The organism is Amycolatopsis sp. NPDC104819, assembly GCF_055583145.1.
This window is the reverse complement of record NZ_JBVJON010000008.1, coordinates 233,103-247,852: the sequence shown is the minus strand read 5'-3', so window position 1 is coordinate 247,852 and position 14,750 is coordinate 233,103. Positions and strand designations below refer to the sequence as shown.

The following is a 14,750-nucleotide window of genomic DNA, read 5'->3' as shown; positions in this document are numbered from 1 at the left end:
GGCGACCCGCCACCCGACAGGGGCTCGGGGAAGCGGCCCCATCCTGGAAGCGATGTCCGAGAAGGAGAACGGTGCTGTCGAGGAGATCCGGGCCCGGCGGCCGCGCGAGGTCGGGCACGCCCGCACCCTCGCGTTCGCCGCGGCCGTGCTGTGGATGCCCGTTTTCGGGCACGTCGCCGCCGCCCCCGGCGCGGTCCTGCTGATCCTCTACGTCGCGGGCGCGCTCGGCGCCCTCGAAGGCAGGTCCGCCGGGCGCCTCCTGCTGACCGTCGTGCTCGTGCCGATCTACGCCATCATGCTGCCCTTCGGCGTCCTGGGGTTCGGGGAATCCCCGGTCCACGCGCTGATCGACCTCACCGCCGTGGTGGTGTCGGTCGCCGGGCTGGTGCTGCTGTACCAGCCCGCCGTCCGGCGCTACTGCCACGCGGTCGACCTCGCCCGGCGGTCCGCGTGACCCGGGGTGAGGCACCCGGTGCCGGTTTCGCCGCCGCGGTCGCCCGCGCGTTCCGGTTGGGCTTCCGGTTCCGGGGCCGGGCCTCGCGGCCGGACTTCTGGTACGTCTTCGCGGTCTACGTACCGCTGGTCTGGGTGATCGGGATCGTCGAGGTCGCCGTCGACGAGGACTGGGTCAAGATCGTCGGCACGCTCGTCTACCTGCCCTTGCTGCTGCCGTTCGCCGCCGCTGGGGTACGTCGGCTGCATGACACCGGCCGGGGGACAATCGGTTCGGGCCACCGCCGGGGTGATCCGAGGTCTGTGGGGCGCGTCGGCGTTCCTGGACTGCCCGCGGCCGGGTGCGCGTTCGAGGCGGCGATGCGGTCGCGGCACCGGCGCAGGTCGTCGCTCTCGGCCCGGAGTGTGGCGCAGCGGGGACAAGCAGGTCGGCGCGCTCCGGGACCGTCCCGGAACGCCGGCGGCCGATCGGTCTTCCGGGTACGGATCTCGCGCCGCACCAGCCCCTTCAACAGGTACGTGGAGCGATCGTAATCCCGCCAAGGCGGCGGTGTCGGATGCTTGTCAGCCCTTGGCCAACCCCTCGAGCAGTGCCACTGAGAACTCCTTCGGCTTCTCGATGTGCGGGCTGTGCCCGGTGTCCGCGATGACCACCTCGCGGTAGTGCCCGCCCGCCGCGGCGTAGCGGTCGAGGACGGCTCTGGTCTGAGTGACCATCGGCTGCGCGGGGTGGGTGTCCTCGCCCGGCCAGCCGGGCACGGCGCCGAGCCGGCCGAGGTGGGCGAGGTCGAACAGGGAGGTGTCGGACACGATCTGGTCGTCGGCTCCCCGCACCCAGAGGATCGGGGGCTTGGGCTCGATCGCGTCGAGATCGTCGAGGCGGAAGTTGCCGGGTGCCAGGGTGTTGAGCACGCCCCGGGTGCCCGGCGCGACGCCCGGCCACGCGTCGGTCGTGGTGAAGTCGCCGGGGTAGTGATCGTCGCCGACCCGGGTGGTGAGCATCGACTCGACGAAGTCGTCGAGGCGGGCGGGGCGGAACGGCGGTTTGACGTAGAAGGCCAGCAGCACCTGTCGCGGGGAGAACGGCGACTCGTCCGAGGTGTCGCCGTCCTTGAGCCGGGCGACGAAGTCGGGGTTGGCGCCACCGCCGCCCGAGCCCGTGCCCGCCGCGTCGACCAGCTCGCCGTCCGCGCCCTTGGTGCCGCCGAAGCCGTAGGGCGAGACCGGGTTGACCAGTGTCACGGTGCGCGCGAGCCCGTGGTGCTCGCGCAGCAGCTGCAGCACCACGCCGCCGCCCAGGCTCCAGCCGACCAGGTGCGCGGCGTCGACGCCCAGCGCGGCCAGCGTGGCGGCCACGTCGTCGGCGTAGTCGCGCACGCCCCGCGTCGCGTCCACCGGCAACGGGTCGGTGCCGCCGAAGCCGCGCAGGTCCACCGCGATCGGGCGGTACCGCGGCGGCAGGTCGAGCATCTGCTCCTGCCAGAAGGCGGAAGACGAGACGTTGCCGTGGACGAACACGACCGGCTCGCCGTGCTCGCGGCCCGCCACCTCCAGCACATGCGCGGTCAGCCGGTCGGTCGGCACCTTCGCCGAGGTGATTCCGTCGAGGAGTGTGGTCACTGCCGTCCCTTTCACGCCAGCCAGCTGGTCACCTGGGACATCGACGCCGACGCCCAGCCCAGCTGCAAGTGGTTCACCGAACCGACGAGTGCCGTCGCGGCGAGGTGGCCGATGCCGGTGCTGTCCAACGCGCTGGTCGTGAACACGATGCCGTCGCTCGGGCCGCGGTTCTCGTTGAACACGCCGACGATGGTGGGCGAGCCACCGGCCAGCAGGTACACCGAGACGCTTGCCGGGGTGCCGGCGGACTGGATGGTGGAGATCATCGACCCGGCGTTGATCGCGGCCTGGATGCCCGTCCCGTCGGTGTAGAAACCCTGGCCGCCGTAGTAGGTCGTGTACCAGTCCTGTTGCGAGCCGTCCACGCCGAACGTGCCGTCGAAGCGGGCCAGCATCTGCCGCTGCCCGGGGTAGGTGTCCCAGCCGGCCGTGGGTGTGATCGACAGTTCCGGGTGGTAGGTGTACCTGCCGTAACACGTCATCCTGGTGTGCGGGCTCGGCGCGTTTATGTTGACGCCGCACTCCGGCCAGATCGACAGGTCGTGCGCGTAGCCGTGCGCGAACGGGTAGTCGTAACCACCGTTCGGCCCGCCGAGGGTGATCAGCTTGCGCACGTCGCCGGCGTAGGCCCGTCCCCACGGGGGCTTCACCGAGGAGACGTACATCCGGGTGGACAGCTCGCCCTTGCTCCAGCCGACCAGGTCGACCTGGCTCACGCCCAGCCGTGACTTGATCAGTGCGATCGCGTCGCCGACCTGCTGTGCCTGCTGGCGGTTCTCGCCCTGCTTGTGCGCGAAGCCGATGGCGAACACCCGGTACCCTCGCGAGCCGAGGTACTGCATCAGCCCGGTCGACGGGCAGGTCGCCGAGCCGCACCCGAAGCCGCCGGATTCGTTCGGATTGGCCCAGGCCCGGTCGGGGTTGTCGTTGGCGCCGTGGACCAGCAGCACGGGCGTGGCCTTCGCGCCGGTCGACCAGCCGGGTGCGGAGTAGAGCAGGAACCGTGACGAGGACGGCTGCGCCACCCCGCCGAAGAACGTCAGCCGCTGCCCGTCCTGGTTGCCCCGCCCGTCCGGCGGGTACTGCTCGTCGGCGAATCCCGCTGTGGTGTCGCGGTACCGCTCCACCTTGTCCCACCCGTTGGCGACGGTGCCGAACGTCGCCTCCTTGGCCAGGTAGACGGGATCGGCGGCAGCAACCGGTAAGACCGGCGCGGCGACCTCCACACCGGCGACGATGGCCGCAGCGACCACCAGGCTGAGCAGGCGCACGACGGGCTCCTCACGACATTGGGAGAACTCCGCAACTATGGGCCACCGGAGGAGTCGGGGCAATGTGCGCCGGCCACGCCTGGCGCGCTTCGGACATGGCGGTGGACACCATATCGAGGGGTGCGGTCACGGGTCGCCGAAGGTGCTCGGTCCAGGGCGCCCCGGGGTTCGGTCTCGGACACACACTGGGCCCAGGTCGCGGTAGACCTGCGTGATTCTTACGGCCGCTCAGCCCGCGCGCCTGAATACTCCGGAAGAACACGCGGCGGTCGCGGCCGCGTCGTCCGCGCATCGCTTGTTTTGATGGCTGATGTCTACGCTGATCTCGGCCGGGTGTCGTCTGCGCGGCTTGAGGGTGGTCAGCCTCATCGCCGGGCAGGCAGGCGTTCCGGTGTCGGCGAGGTGCGGGGCCGGAGGTGGACGGGCAGGCTGGTGTGCCCGTTGGACAGGAACGTCGGCAGGGTGGTCAGTTCCTCCGGTGGCACGGCGAGGGTCAGGTCCGGAAAGCGGTCGAACAGCGCCGGGAGCGCCACCTCGGCTTCGAGCCGGGCGAGCGGCGCGCCCGGACAGCGGTGCACGCCGTAGCCGAAGGTGAGGTGTGGTGCGGCCGGACGGGTGATGTCGAACTCGTCGGCGGTGTCGCCGTGGTGGGCGGGGTCGCGCCCAGCGGCGCCGAAGCCGACCAGGATCGCGTCGCCGCGCCGGATCACCGTGCCGTCCAGCTCGATGTCCTCGACCGCGTACCGCAGCGGCGTGTACGGGATCGGCGCCTGCCAGCGCAGCGTCTCCTCCACCACGGCGGTCCAGGACTGTCGCCCGGACCGGACCAGGGCGAGCTGATCAGGGTGGGTCAGCAGCGCGGTGACGGCGTGGTCGAGCAGGTTCACCGTGGTCTCGTGGCCGGCGGTCATCATCAGCATCAGCGTGTCGACGAGCTCGGTTTCGGTCAGCGCGCCGTCCTGGTCGTCGCGCGCGGCGATCAGGGCGCTGGTCAGGTCGTCGGCGGGCGCCGCGCGCTTCTGCGCGATCAGTTCGGTGAACAGGGCGTATGCCGCCGCCACGTTGGCCTGCGCCTGTTGCTCGGTGATCGCGCTGTCGAAGAAGCGGTCCACTACTTCGCGGATTCCGGCCTGTTTGTCGTCCGGGACGCCGAACAGCCGGCAGATGACCTCGATCGGCAGCGGGTAGGCGTATCGCGCCCGCAGGTCGACGGGCGCGTCGCCGGAATCCGCCTCGATGGCGTCGAGCAGGTCCCGGGTGATTTCTTCGACTTTCGGGCGGAGCGCCTCGGTGCGGCGGACCGTGAAGGCGGCGGCCATCAGGGAACGCAGCCGCCGGTGGTCGGCTCCGTAGGCGGTGAACATGTTCCGGATCGAAACCCAGATTCGCAGCGGCCAGTCTTCGGCGATTTCCCCGTTGGTGAACGCGGGCCAGTGCTGCACCGCGTCCTTGGACACCCGGGGGTCGGCCAGCAGCCGGCGTAGGACATCGTTCCCGGTAGCGGCCCAGGCCGGAACGCCGCCGGGGAGTTCGATCCGGGTGACCGGCCCCCGTTCCCGTAGGCGGGCGCCTTCGGCGTGCACGTCGGAGGCGGTTACGTCGAGCGTGATCGGCTGTTCCATTCTCGTTTCCCCCTGCCGGTTTTCGCGTAGACCCCGGCCGGACTCGAAATACGGAATGCGGGCACGCGGCTTTCCGTTTTCGCGTCACGGTATCCCCCACCGATCGACCATCGTGCCACCGCGAGGACGCGGCACGCGTGCCCTCAACGGGTGAAAGCTTGCAAGTTCGTCACTTTGGGTGCTGGTTTTGAGGGGCGCGGAAAGGCTGCGCGTCAACACCTTCAGGCAGTGGCGCGGTCCGCCGATAGCCGTGAGTTGCTCGTGAACGGTGTCGGTCATGCGGTCAGTTCCTGGCCGGGTTGCCCTGGGCGAGGCGGGAAAGGTGGTCCCACTCCTGCAGCCCGGCCAGCCGGCCGGCGAACTCCGTGCGCAGCGCGTCGAGGCCGTCGGCGGGGAGGCCTCGGCCAGGCCGGTGGGAAACATGATCGGCTCGATCAGCGTCACGTGGATGCCGTGGGCCTCGACCTCGGGCTCATGGCCTCCAGGGTCCACTGGCGACCTAGTAGATGCCCAACGCGGCGTAGGCGACGAGCCCGCCGATCGAGGAGACCTGCGGGATCCGGCCGGAGCGGCGCTCGCACATCCCGGGCAGCACGGCGCGGGTGGTCCGCAGCGCACCGAAGCGGTCGACGTCCATCTGCGCACGGGCTTGCTCGGCGGTGACTTCTTGGATCGCGCCGGTGGGCATGTGCCCGGTGTTGTTGACCAGCGAGCCGTCTCAAGCGCAGTCCTGGCACCACCGCAGGGCTGCGTGCCAGGTCGCGATCAAGGCCTCGTCGTCGGCGAAGCTGGGGGAGGCGCCGAGCGGGAGCCAAGTTTGCTTCACCGGCTCGTTGCCTTCCAGGTGGACGACGCAAATTCCGCGGTAGCGCAGAACTTCGGCGCCGCGTTCGTCGGAGATGCTGACTTCGCGGCTGGCAGGCACCAGCCGCGCTCGCCGTTCGCTTGTCACGCGCCTCCCTTTCCCGCTCATCGTCTACAGGATGATCGTGTATCGACCGTTATTTGTAACAAGTTCCTGCCGGCCGGAGGTCGTTCTTACCCGGGCGGGGGATGCCTTGTCGGCTCGTGACATCGATTACTGTCGACGGATGGACGGCGACACGGCCTGGTTGCCTCGAGAGGAAGACGAGGCACTGTCGGATGCGGCCGCCCGTGGTGCCGAGCTTCGGAAGTTCGGTCTCCGCGCGCTGGCCATCGCGGTGCTGTGGCTGGTCGCGGCCGGGGGTGTGTTCGCCGGCCTGATCGTCTACGAGCACCCGGCCCGGCAGCTCCTCGACGACGGTGTCCGGGTGACCGGGACGGTGCTGTGGTTCGACGAGCACCCGAACGCACTCCGCGTGTCCTACGACGTGCGGGGCGACCTGCGCTACGCCACCATCCCGGTAAACTCGGGACGGCGTTACATCAAGGGCCGGACTCTCACGGTGATCTACGACCCGGCGAACCCGTCGCGGGTGCGTACGACGCTGGAAGACGGCATGGATTCCCGCTTGTCGGCGTTGTTCTGGTTCCTCGGCCTGTGCCTGCTCGTTGCGGCCGGGTTCGCCGTCGTCGCTTCTTCCCGGTGGCGACGACGGCACCGCGCCGTGCTGCGGACCGGCTGGCGAGCGGCCTCGGTCACCGTTCGGCCCGACTATCCGGTTCGCACGCTCAGGCATCTGCCGGACCTGCTCGTCGAGTACCGCGACGGCAGCCGGGCCGAGCTGCGGGCCTCGGTGTCGAGTCACGGCAGCACGCACCTGTGGCACCAGCCCGGACGACCGGCCTGGGTGGGCGGTGCGGGCTCGGACATGGTGGTCCTGTTCGTGCGAGGCGGTCGGCGCCCGTTCGCGGTTCCGGCGTTCGGCCGAACGCCTCGCGCCGGGCGTGAAGTCAGTTGAGGGTGATCACCGGCACGAGCTTGTGGAGCAAGGTGACGAGCTGCCGGCGTTCCGCGGGGGAGAACACGCCGAACGCTTCGGCTTGACGTTCGCGCCGGCGGTTCTGCAGGCGGGTCAGCCGTTCGCTGCCTTCCGGGGTCAACGTCACCAGGACCTTGCGCTCGTCTTCGGGTGAGCGGCGGCGCACCACGACTCCGGCGGTTTCCAGCTGCTGGAGCATCCGGGTGGCGGTGGGGACGGTCACGTCGGCCGCGGCGGCGAGCCGGCCGACCGGTAGTTCCGGCTCGGCGGCCAGGGGCTCGAGGAGCGTGACCTGGGGGAGCGACAGCCCGCCGTCGCGGTCCGCGCCCGCCGAGCGGGCTTTGCGCATGGCGAAGAAGACCGCGTCGGCCGCCTGGACGAGCTCGTCGACCTCCGCGGTCGTGGGGGGCTGGTTGCCGGTCGTCGTCATGCGAGTTAGCCTAGCAAAGAAATAGTTAGCAACCTAGTTATTAGGAGGCTAGGCATCATGGGTGACCGGATCGACGTCCACCAGCACCTCCTTCCCGCCCGCTATCGGGATGCCCTCGAAAGCAGCGGCATGACCGCGGGCGGGTGGCCGACGCCCGCGTGGACCCCGAGCGCCGCGACGGCGATGATGGACGACGCGGGCATCGCCACCGGGATGCTGTCCATCAGCGCGCCAGGCGTGCACTTCGGCGACGACGCCGCGGCCCGCGACCTGGCTCGCGCGGTCAACGACTTCCAGGCCGAGCTCGTCAAGGACACTCCCGATCGGTTCGGGCACTTCGCGGTGCTCCCCTTGCCCGACTTCGACGGCGCGGTCGCCGAGGCGGTGCGTGCCTTGGACGAGCTGCACGCCGACGGTGTCGTCCTGCTGTCCAACGCCCGCGGCCGGTACCTGGGCGACCCGGCTTACGAGCCGTTGTGGACGGAGCTGGCCGCGCGCCGCGCCGTGGTGTTCGTGCACCCCGCCGAGCCGCTGATCGCCCGGCTCGAGGGCCTGCCGAGCCCCCTGCTGGACTTCCCGTTCGACACCACGCGCACCGCGCTCGACCTGGTGGCGCACGGGGTGTTCGACCGGCACCCGGAGTTGCGGATCATCCTTTCGCACGCCGGGGGTTTCCTGCCGTTCGCCGCGCACCGGTTCGCCGGCGCGGCGATGTTCAACTCCGGCACGACCCCGGAGGACATCCTGGCCGGCCTGCGGAAGTTCTACTTCGACACCGCGTTGTCCGCCGCCGCGACGTCGCTGCCGTCGCTGTTCGCCTTTGCCGAGCCCGGGCATGTCCTCTACGGCAGTGACTTCCCGTTCGCGCCCAAGGAGTGGCGAGGGGAGTTCGACCGGTACCTGACCGCCTACGACGGCCCTGGCGCGGAGCGGTTCCCTGATGTCGACCGCGTCGCGGCGGAGGCGTTGTTCCCCCGGCTCGCCACCGGCTGACGGCCGAACCAGGATCAGCCGCCCTGGGTGAGGCCGAAGACCCAGGTGATGCCGAACCGGTCGGTGACCATGCCGTAGACCGGCGCGAAGGGTGCGGGGCCGAGGTCGGCGATCACGGTGCCGTCCTGGGACAGTCCTTGCCACGGCGGGGTCAGCTCGTCGAGGGAGTCGCCGTTGAGCAGCACGAAGAACGGCTCGGTGTGGGTGACTCCGTGGGCGCGCGGTGCGGCCGGGCCGGGGTCAGTAGCGCGCAAAGTCGGTGGCCGCGACGCCCTGAAAAGCGGTTAGGGGCGCCGGATTGCCCGGTACCTCCCTCGATTATCAACGTCCACGGCAGGCCGACCACCGCCGGTACACCGCACTGGCGCCGATCCCGGCCCGGTGCGCGGCGACGGCTTCGGCGAACAGCTCGTCCGGTCGCTCACCGAAGATCCCGTCGTCTCGCCAGCCGATCAGGTACCGGATCCAGAGCGGATCCCGCTCGAGCCACCTGACCGTGATCTCGGCGGACTCCGGGAAGGTCGGCAGGCACGGAGACAACACCCGGTTCGTCACGATCAGGCGCCGAAGCGGCGCGACGTCCGCGCTGCGATGCGCCACGTTCGGCCGGAACCCGGCTCGCCGGCAGGCTTTTTCGAACGACTCCGGCCAGCCCGCACCGTCGGACGGGCCGAGGACCCACCGCTCGGCAGCCAGGTCCGGCAACGCCAGCCGCGCCCTGGTGGCCAGCGGGTGGTCGGCGGCCAGCGCGACGAACACCGGTTCCAGGGCGAGCTTGCGCAGGAACACCCCCGGCGGCGCGGCGAGGTGGTACCCCGGGTAGTCGGCCACCACCGCCACATCGAGCTGCCCGGCCGCCAGCAGGTTCAGCAGCCGGAGGGGAGAGAACTCGGTCATCACCGAGACTTCCTCCTCGCCCCGGCCGAGACGTTCCGCCAAGTCGATCACCATCGACCCGGCGAAGCCGCCTACGGCCACCCGTTCCGCCGAACCACGCGCCACCCACTGCTCGACGTCGGTCATCATCGTGCCGGCGGACGCGGTGATCACCCGCGCGTGCTCCAGCACGCGGTCGCCGAGTGCGGTGGGTGTCACGCCGTTTCGGCCGCGCAGGAACAGGACACCGCCGAAGGCACGTTCGATCCGCTGCACCGTCGCGGTGAGCGCGGGCTGGCTGGTGCCGGTGACCGCCGCCGCGCGGGTGATGCTGCCGGCATCGGCCACCGCGCACAGCGCGCGCAGGTGCCGCAGCTCGATCTCCATCACCTGGACGTTATGGACAACTGGGAGGTCCCGGCAGCGACGAAAGTCGGCACCGTCGGACGTACTTCCCCCGTCCCCAGGGAGCACGCATGCGACACCGGGTTCCGCGGCCGGCGGCGGCCGCCGTCCTCCTCTCCCTCCTCCTGCCGGGCGTGGCCGGCGCGACCACTCCGGCGAACTTCACGACCTCGATGGAGGTGTTCGATCCCGCCGGTGGCATTCACCGCGTGCCGGTCACGAGACCTTCGTCGGATCGCACGGCCGCCCCCCTCGGCGTCGACGGCAGTGCCGTGACGCCGGTCGAGACCCACGGCCCCAGCGCGAGCACGCTGGATCTCGTTTTTGTCGGTGACGGCTACACCGCGAGCCAGCTGACGACCTATGCACAGCACGTCCGGACCAGCGTCGCCGCGTTGTTCGCCATCGAGCCCTACAAGTCCTACCGCGGCCGGTTCAACATCTGGCGAGTGGACGTCGTCTCACCGGAGAGCGGGGTCACCAACGATCCGAAGGGTGTGCGCCGCACCACCGCTTTGGGCGCGTACTTCTGGTGCGGAAACGTCGAACGGCTCCTGTGCGTCAACGAAACCAAGGCCGAGCAGTACGCCGCCGCTGCTCCCGACGTGGACCAGGTCATCGTGCTGGCCAACACCACGAAGTACGGCGGTGCGGGAGGCGAAGTGGCGACGTCCTCCGGCGGTAACGCCCAGTCGAACCAGATCGTGGCCCACGAACTCGGTCACTCCATCGGCGGTCTGACCGACGAATACGACTACGGCACCTGTGATCCCCGGGAACCGCGCGAACCGAACGCTTCCACGTACACAGCGGCGCAGATGAAGGCGCAGGCGGTGAAGTGGTACGCGTGGCTGGGGAAACCGTCGCCCGACGGCGGAGTGGTCGGGGCATACGCGGGGGCCAGGTACTGCGCTTCCGGGATGTACCGGCCCAGCGAAAACTCGATCATGCGCACCCTGGGCCAGCCCTTCAACCCGCCCGGCGCGGACGCGATGATCGCCGCGTTCTCCCGCGAGAAGTAGCCCTCGGCAAGACCGTCTCCGAAGCCCGGGCCCCCTGATCCGTGTGGTCCCGCGCGCCCTCTTTCGTGCCGTTCGATGCGTTTCGAGGCAAGGAGTTCCGATGCGAAAGACCCTTATCGTGCTCGCCACCGCAGTGCTGCTCGGCGCGTCGGCCACCTCGGTGGCCGCGTCCGTCCCCCAGACAGCGGAAGGCACCTCCGTGGTCGGTGCGGTCGACGGCACCACCCAGGTCGCCGCCGCCGACCGGTTCCGGGAGATCCGGACCGGCCAGGCGGCCCGCCGCGCGCCGGACGTCAGCATCCACGACGACTGGGGTGTCTACACCGGGGGCAGCGCGGTCACCGGGCAGGACGCCATCCAGTCGGCCTACAACGACCTGACCGTCTCCGGCGACACTCTTTACGCTCCGACGATGAAGGCCCCGAAGTCGTGCGTGGAACTGGTGACCGCCTACAACAACGGTGCCAGGCAGGTCTGGGCCTGGGACTGGTGCGTCAGCGTGAACGTGGCCAAGTCGGTCGACATCGACACCACTTTCCGCACCAACTACGTGACCTCGGTCAACGGGCACGACTCCTACCGCGGCAAGGTGGAGCAGACCGACGCGGGCACGAACACGTGGACCGCGTCGCTGTTCAACTACCGCGCCAACCGGTGGGACACCCTCTACTCCCAGAGGGGCACCGACCAGTCGCGGGACAACCGCAGCTGGAACATCTTCGAGGTCTACGCCAGCGGCAGCACCACCGCGGCCTACTGCACCGCGCTGGGCAGCCGGACCATCGAAAGCAGCAGCTACAAGATCAAGCTGAACGGCTCCTGGCAGGCCGCGGGCGCCGGCAACACCTCGGTGATGTCCAACTCTTCGACGGCGAACTTCCTCTGCCCGAGCCTGTCCCGCACCGTGGTGCACGCCAATGACCAGTGGCAGGTGCACCGGTGATCTCCGCCTCGGTCAACGCGATGAGCCGGGTGACGACCGCCCGGGGTGGGATGGTTGCGCCGCGAGTTCGCCGGGGATCGAGCTGCCGGCCGGTGCGGATCACCGAAGAAGGCCGGAGGTGCTCGCCGCCCCGCCGATGCGGGAGCTCAAGGCACCGGCCCGCCTCGGATCGGCGCCCTGCCCGTCAGCCGAAAAACTCTTCCAGCTCCTCGGCGGAGAAGAAGTCTTGCGCGGTCCCGCCGACGCGGACCAGGTACTTCTCCTGCTTGGTGTCGAAGTGGACGACCGTGCCGACGTTCCCGGTCATCGTCTTACCGGTGATCCGGACAGTGACGCCGATGTCGAAGGCAGCCATGTCGATGATGCTAGCCGGACGCGCGGCCGCGGCCGATCGCTCAGCCCGGTGAACCCGCCGGCTGGCTCTGCCGTGGCGGCGAATAGCGCCGCACGCTGGTGAGCAGGCAGCAGGCGATCGTGACGAGCACCAGCACCGCCGCGGCCGTGAGCCTGGTCGCCGTGGTCATCGGGACCAGCACGAGTGTGCTGACGAACTCGACGGCGATGAGGGCGAGCAGGATCCGCCGGATGGTCGTGCGGGTCAGCCGGGCGCAGATCACCGCGCCGACCGGCGCCCCGATGACCACGATCGGCGTCGCGGCGAGCCAGTAGTCGACGACCGGGCCGGTGAAGTCACCGACGAGGAACACGTGGGAGCCGAACGCGGCCAGCGAGACCGCGGTCATCAGGATCACCGTCGTCGGGGTGGCGACCTTTTCCGACACCCGGAACAGCAGCACCAGCACGATGAACATGACGGTGTTCTCACCGACCCCGACGAGGCCGCTCACGATCCCGCCGGTGAACCCGGCCGCCACGACCACGCTCGTTTCGAGCCGGCCGGTGACGGGGATGAACGGGTTGCGGGCGTGGCCGCCGCGTCGTTGCATCACGAGCAGGGCCAGCGCGAGGCTGGTGAGCAGGACGGTGAAGTAGGTCCGGATCTGGGGCAGGGACAGCAGCGGAGCGAGCACCGTGCTCGCGAGCACGACGCCGGCGACGCCGGCGGGGACGCCGAGGCGCAGGACACGGCGTTCGACGGGGACGCGCATCCACAGGATCACGAGGCTGGCGGCGGTCATGCCGACGCTCTGGACGGCGTAGGTGAAGATCCGGGCGTCGGTGGCGGGGATGTGCAGGATCTTGGTGAACACCGGGAACGCGACGGCGCCGCCGCCTTCGCTGGTGCCGCCGCCGACGAGCGAGCCGAACACCATCGTGACGGCGACGGCCCACTGCCGGCGCAGCGCGTCGAACGCCTGGGTCCCGCCGAGCGCGAGCCAGCCGGCCCAGACCGCCGCGGCGAGGGTGAGCTGGACGCGCAGCACCGAGCGTGCGGAGCGGAGCCGGGCGGCGGGTTCGTCGAGTTCGAGCAGCGTCATGGCGTCACCGTCTCTTTTCCGCGCAAGGGAAATCAACGGCGTCACCGGAAGATCGCAGTAAGGGAGAAGAGCGGACGGCGCGCGCCGCGGATTTGCGGCAGGTACCGCCTGAGTGTCCAATGTGGACGTATTGTCGACGGGAACCGGTGTCGCATCGTGGCGTCGGCGGGTACCCGGCTGCGGGTTGTCCGATTTCCTGTCGATCGACCGAGCTGCTGCACCCTCGGTGACGCTCGAGGTGAGACTTGCGGCGATCCGGGCGATAATGCGGAGCTGTTGGTCCAATCTCCGGCTCCTCGGGCAACTCTGCGCAACATCTTCATTCCCGACTCGGTCCCGCCAAGCCGCTGATCGGGTGATCATGATTCGTTCCGATGTTCGGCTGGTCGTGATTCGTTGTGTGGTAGAGCTTTCGCGCGCTGCGGTGCCGGGCAGGTGGCGACGGGATCCGAAGCCGGGGCGGATGCCGGTCTGGACTAGACCATTGCTTTCGCTCGGCGTCGCGGGTTAGTGTCCGGATGATCGGGAGCCGCCCGCCGCGGTGTGCGGGAGCCCGGTCGGCCGCCGTTTCGCAGCCGGCAGTGTCGCCGGCGTTTTCGGCGTGCCCTCGTCACGAGCTGGGCCGTGGCCGGATGCGCTCCGGGGCCCGGAAACGGAGCAGGAGTTGGCTGGTCGAGTCGTCTACGCCGGGTTCGAGGTCCAGTACCCCGTCGGCGGAAACCGCTTGCTGACCGAGCACGTGGCGCTGCTGGCGGCGGCGGGTGTGGACGCCTACCGCTGGTCGCCGACCCCCGGCTTCCGGTACAACTGGTTCGATGACACCGTGCCGACGCTGTCCGGCAAGGAGCTGGAGCTGGCGGCCGACGACCTGCTCGTGGTGCCGGAGCTGACCATCCTGCCCGGCCACGACCCGGCCCCCGGCGGCCGCACGGTCATCTTCGTCCAGGGCCACTTCATGATGTTCCTGACCTGCCCCGAGCTGAACCCGTACCCGGGCTGGAGCGTGCCGCCCACGCTGTGGACGATCTCCCGCGACGGCGTCGAGGTGATCAGCCGCGCGGTGCCCGACCTGCCGCCGCCCGTGCTGGTGCCGAACCCGATCGACGCGCAGCTGTTCCGGCCGGTGGAGAAGAAGCCCAGCATCGCGTGGATGTCGCGCAAGCGACCGTCGGAAAGTGCCCTGCTCAAGCAGATCCTGCGCAACGACCCGCGCAGCGCCGGGGTCGAGCTGCGGGACATCCGGGGCCTTGTGCACGAGGAGGTCGCCCGGGTGCTCGCCGACACGTCGGTGTTCGTCGCGCTCGGCGCCCCCGAGGGCGAGGGGTTCGGCCTGCCGGTCGCCGAGGCGCTGGCCAGCGGCTGCCTCGTCACCGGGTACGGCCTCGGCGGCGGTGACGAGCTGTTCGAAGCGCCGTCCGCGTGGCCGGTGCCGAGCCTGCGCACCGTGGAGCTGGCCGACACCGCCCTCGAGCTGGTGCACCGGTCGGACGCGGACCGGATCCGCGCCGAGGGCCGCCAATGGCTGGTGGACCGCTACAACGGCAAGGCGACCACCGAAGCCCTGCTCACCGGGATCGAGAGAGCCCGGCAGACGCCGGCGCGGGCCACCACGGCGATCCACCCGACGGCGTGGGAAGCGGAGCTGATGCGGGTGATCGCGCCGTACGCGGCCCCGCTGGAGGCCGCCGGGCTCGACGCCCAGGACTAGCCCAGGCCGGTCTGCCGCAGCTGGTCGTGAGTGTTCAGGAGGGTTAGAACCCTACTTACCACTC

Annotated in this window: 17 protein-coding genes; 7 read left to right on the top strand and 10 right to left on the bottom strand. The window is 70.1% G+C overall.

What is annotated here, in order from left to right; translation table 11 throughout:
• The first annotated feature begins 52 nt into the window (after nt 1–52).
• Nucleotides 53–454, top strand: a complete 402-nt coding sequence (locus ACZ63E_RS26340; protein WP_465339105.1) for a hypothetical protein — start codon at nt 53–55, stop codon at nt 452–454.
• A complete protein-coding gene (locus tag ACZ63E_RS26335; RefSeq protein WP_465338777.1) occupies nt 451–987 on the top strand; it encodes a DUF805 domain-containing protein in 537 nt (178 codons plus the stop codon). The genes ACZ63E_RS26340 and ACZ63E_RS26335 overlap by 4 nt, the downstream gene beginning before the upstream one ends.
• 30 nt (nt 988–1,017) lie before the next feature.
• On the opposite strand, the gene ACZ63E_RS26330 is transcribed toward ACZ63E_RS26335, so the two are convergent.
• The 5 genes from ACZ63E_RS26330 to ACZ63E_RS26310 form a co-directional block, all read right to left on the bottom strand.
• On the bottom strand, nt 1,018–2,073 hold the full coding sequence (locus ACZ63E_RS26330; protein ID WP_465338775.1) for an alpha/beta fold hydrolase: 1,056 nt from the start codon (nt 2,071–2,073) through the stop codon (nt 1,018–1,020).
• An 11-nt stretch (nt 2,074–2,084) separates the two neighbouring features.
• Nucleotides 2,085–3,344 (bottom strand): esterase/lipase family protein, encoded by a 1,260-nt coding sequence (locus ACZ63E_RS26325; protein ID WP_465338774.1) that lies wholly within the window; start codon nt 3,342–3,344, stop codon nt 2,085–2,087.
• A gap of 365 nt (nt 3,345–3,709) precedes the next feature.
• Nucleotides 3,710–4,966 carry a cytochrome P450 family protein gene (locus tag ACZ63E_RS26320; RefSeq protein WP_465338773.1) on the bottom strand — a complete coding sequence of 419 codons (1,257 nt, stop codon included), beginning with the start codon at nt 4,964–4,966 and terminating at the stop codon, nt 3,710–3,712.
• Between the two features lie 499 nt (nt 4,967–5,465).
• Nucleotides 5,466–5,675 (bottom strand): SDR family NAD(P)-dependent oxidoreductase, encoded by a 210-nt coding sequence (locus tag ACZ63E_RS26315; protein WP_465339095.1) that lies wholly within the window; start codon nt 5,673–5,675, stop codon nt 5,466–5,468.
• A 9-nt stretch (nt 5,676–5,684) separates the two neighbouring features.
• Entirely contained in the window at nt 5,685–5,918 is a 234-nt protein-coding gene (locus ACZ63E_RS26310; protein WP_465338772.1) for a hypothetical protein, read from the bottom strand.
• Nucleotides 5,919–6,057: 139 nt separating this feature from the next.
• On the opposite strand from ACZ63E_RS26310, the gene ACZ63E_RS26305 reads away from it, so the two are divergent.
• Nucleotides 6,058–6,849 (top strand): DUF3592 domain-containing protein, encoded by a 792-nt coding sequence (locus ACZ63E_RS26305; protein WP_465338771.1) that lies wholly within the window; start codon nt 6,058–6,060, stop codon nt 6,847–6,849.
• On the opposite strand, the gene ACZ63E_RS26300 is transcribed toward ACZ63E_RS26305, so the two are convergent.
• A complete protein-coding gene (locus ACZ63E_RS26300; RefSeq protein WP_465338770.1) occupies nt 6,842–7,300 on the bottom strand; it encodes a MarR family winged helix-turn-helix transcriptional regulator in 459 nt (152 codons plus the stop codon). The genes ACZ63E_RS26305 and ACZ63E_RS26300 overlap by 8 nt on opposite strands.
• Nucleotides 7,301–7,357: 57 nt before the next feature.
• Here ACZ63E_RS26300 and ACZ63E_RS26295 point away from each other — a divergent pair, with 57 nt between their 5' ends.
• Entirely contained in the window at nt 7,358–8,293 is a 936-nt protein-coding gene (locus ACZ63E_RS26295) for an amidohydrolase family protein (protein ID WP_465338769.1), read from the top strand.
• Between the two features lie 14 nt (nt 8,294–8,307).
• Here the strand turns inward: ACZ63E_RS26295 and ACZ63E_RS26290 are convergent, their stop codons facing one another.
• Both ACZ63E_RS26290 and ACZ63E_RS26285 read right to left on the bottom strand, forming a co-directional pair.
• On the bottom strand, nt 8,308–8,547 hold the full coding sequence (locus ACZ63E_RS26290) for a VOC family protein (RefSeq protein WP_465338768.1): 240 nt from the start codon (nt 8,545–8,547) through the stop codon (nt 8,308–8,310).
• 67 nt (nt 8,548–8,614) lie between these two features.
• Nucleotides 8,615–9,556 carry a LysR family transcriptional regulator gene (locus tag ACZ63E_RS26285; protein WP_465338767.1) on the bottom strand — a complete coding sequence of 314 codons (942 nt, stop codon included), beginning with the start codon at nt 9,554–9,556 and terminating at the stop codon, nt 8,615–8,617.
• 89 nt (nt 9,557–9,645) lie between these two features.
• On the opposite strand from ACZ63E_RS26285, the gene ACZ63E_RS26280 reads away from it, so the two are divergent.
• Nucleotides 9,646–10,596, top strand: coding sequence for a M64 family metallopeptidase (locus ACZ63E_RS26280; RefSeq protein WP_465338766.1), 951 nt, complete (start codon nt 9,646–9,648; stop codon nt 10,594–10,596).
• Between the two features lie 100 nt (nt 10,597–10,696).
• Nucleotides 10,697–11,539, top strand: coding sequence for a hypothetical protein (locus ACZ63E_RS26275; RefSeq protein WP_465338765.1), 843 nt, complete (start codon nt 10,697–10,699; stop codon nt 11,537–11,539).
• Between the two features lie 184 nt (nt 11,540–11,723).
• Here ACZ63E_RS26275 and ACZ63E_RS26270 read toward each other — a convergent pair whose 3' ends face one another.
• Nucleotides 11,724–11,894, bottom strand: coding sequence for a hypothetical protein (locus ACZ63E_RS26270; protein WP_465338764.1), 171 nt, complete (start codon nt 11,892–11,894; stop codon nt 11,724–11,726).
• Nucleotides 11,895–11,934: 40 nt separating this feature from the next.
• Complete coding sequence (locus ACZ63E_RS26265) at nt 11,935–12,978, bottom strand: sulfite exporter TauE/SafE family protein (RefSeq protein ID WP_465338763.1); 1,044 nt, start codon at nt 12,976–12,978, stop codon at nt 11,935–11,937.
• 664 nt (nt 12,979–13,642) lie between these two features.
• Here ACZ63E_RS26265 and ACZ63E_RS26260 point away from each other — a divergent pair.
• Nucleotides 13,643–14,686: a glycosyltransferase gene (locus ACZ63E_RS26260; RefSeq protein WP_465338762.1), complete on the top strand. Its 1,044-nt coding sequence runs from the start codon at nt 13,643–13,645 to the stop codon at nt 14,684–14,686.
• Nucleotides 14,687–14,750: the final 64 nt, after the last annotated feature.

Excerpts from the sequence above, each read along its gene's own strand:
- ACZ63E_RS26340 (WP_465339105.1), top strand. The coding sequence starts at position 53 with ATGTCCGAGAAGGAGAACGGTGCTGTCGAGGAGATCCGGGCCCGGCGG.
- ACZ63E_RS26320 (WP_465338773.1), bottom strand. The coding sequence starts at position 4,966 with ATGGAACAGCCGATCACGCTCGACGTAACCGCCTCCGACGTGCACGCC.
- ACZ63E_RS26305 (WP_465338771.1), top strand. The coding sequence starts at position 6,058 with ATGGACGGCGACACGGCCTGGTTGCCTCGAGAGGAAGACGAGGCACTG.
- ACZ63E_RS26300 (WP_465338770.1), bottom strand. The coding sequence starts at position 7,300 with ATGACGACGACCGGCAACCAGCCCCCCACGACCGCGGAGGTCGACGAG.
- ACZ63E_RS26295 (WP_465338769.1), top strand. The coding sequence starts at position 7,358 with ATGGGTGACCGGATCGACGTCCACCAGCACCTCCTTCCCGCCCGCTAT.
- ACZ63E_RS26285 (WP_465338767.1), bottom strand. The coding sequence starts at position 9,556 with ATGGAGATCGAGCTGCGGCACCTGCGCGCGCTGTGCGCGGTGGCCGAT.
- ACZ63E_RS26280 (WP_465338766.1), top strand. The coding sequence starts at position 9,646 with ATGCGACACCGGGTTCCGCGGCCGGCGGCGGCCGCCGTCCTCCTCTCC.
- ACZ63E_RS26275 (WP_465338765.1), top strand. The coding sequence starts at position 10,697 with ATGCGAAAGACCCTTATCGTGCTCGCCACCGCAGTGCTGCTCGGCGCG.
- ACZ63E_RS26270 (WP_465338764.1), bottom strand. The coding sequence starts at position 11,894 with ATGGCTGCCTTCGACATCGGCGTCACTGTCCGGATCACCGGTAAGACG.
- ACZ63E_RS26265 (WP_465338763.1), bottom strand. The coding sequence starts at position 12,978 with ATGACGCTGCTCGAACTCGACGAACCCGCCGCCCGGCTCCGCTCCGCA.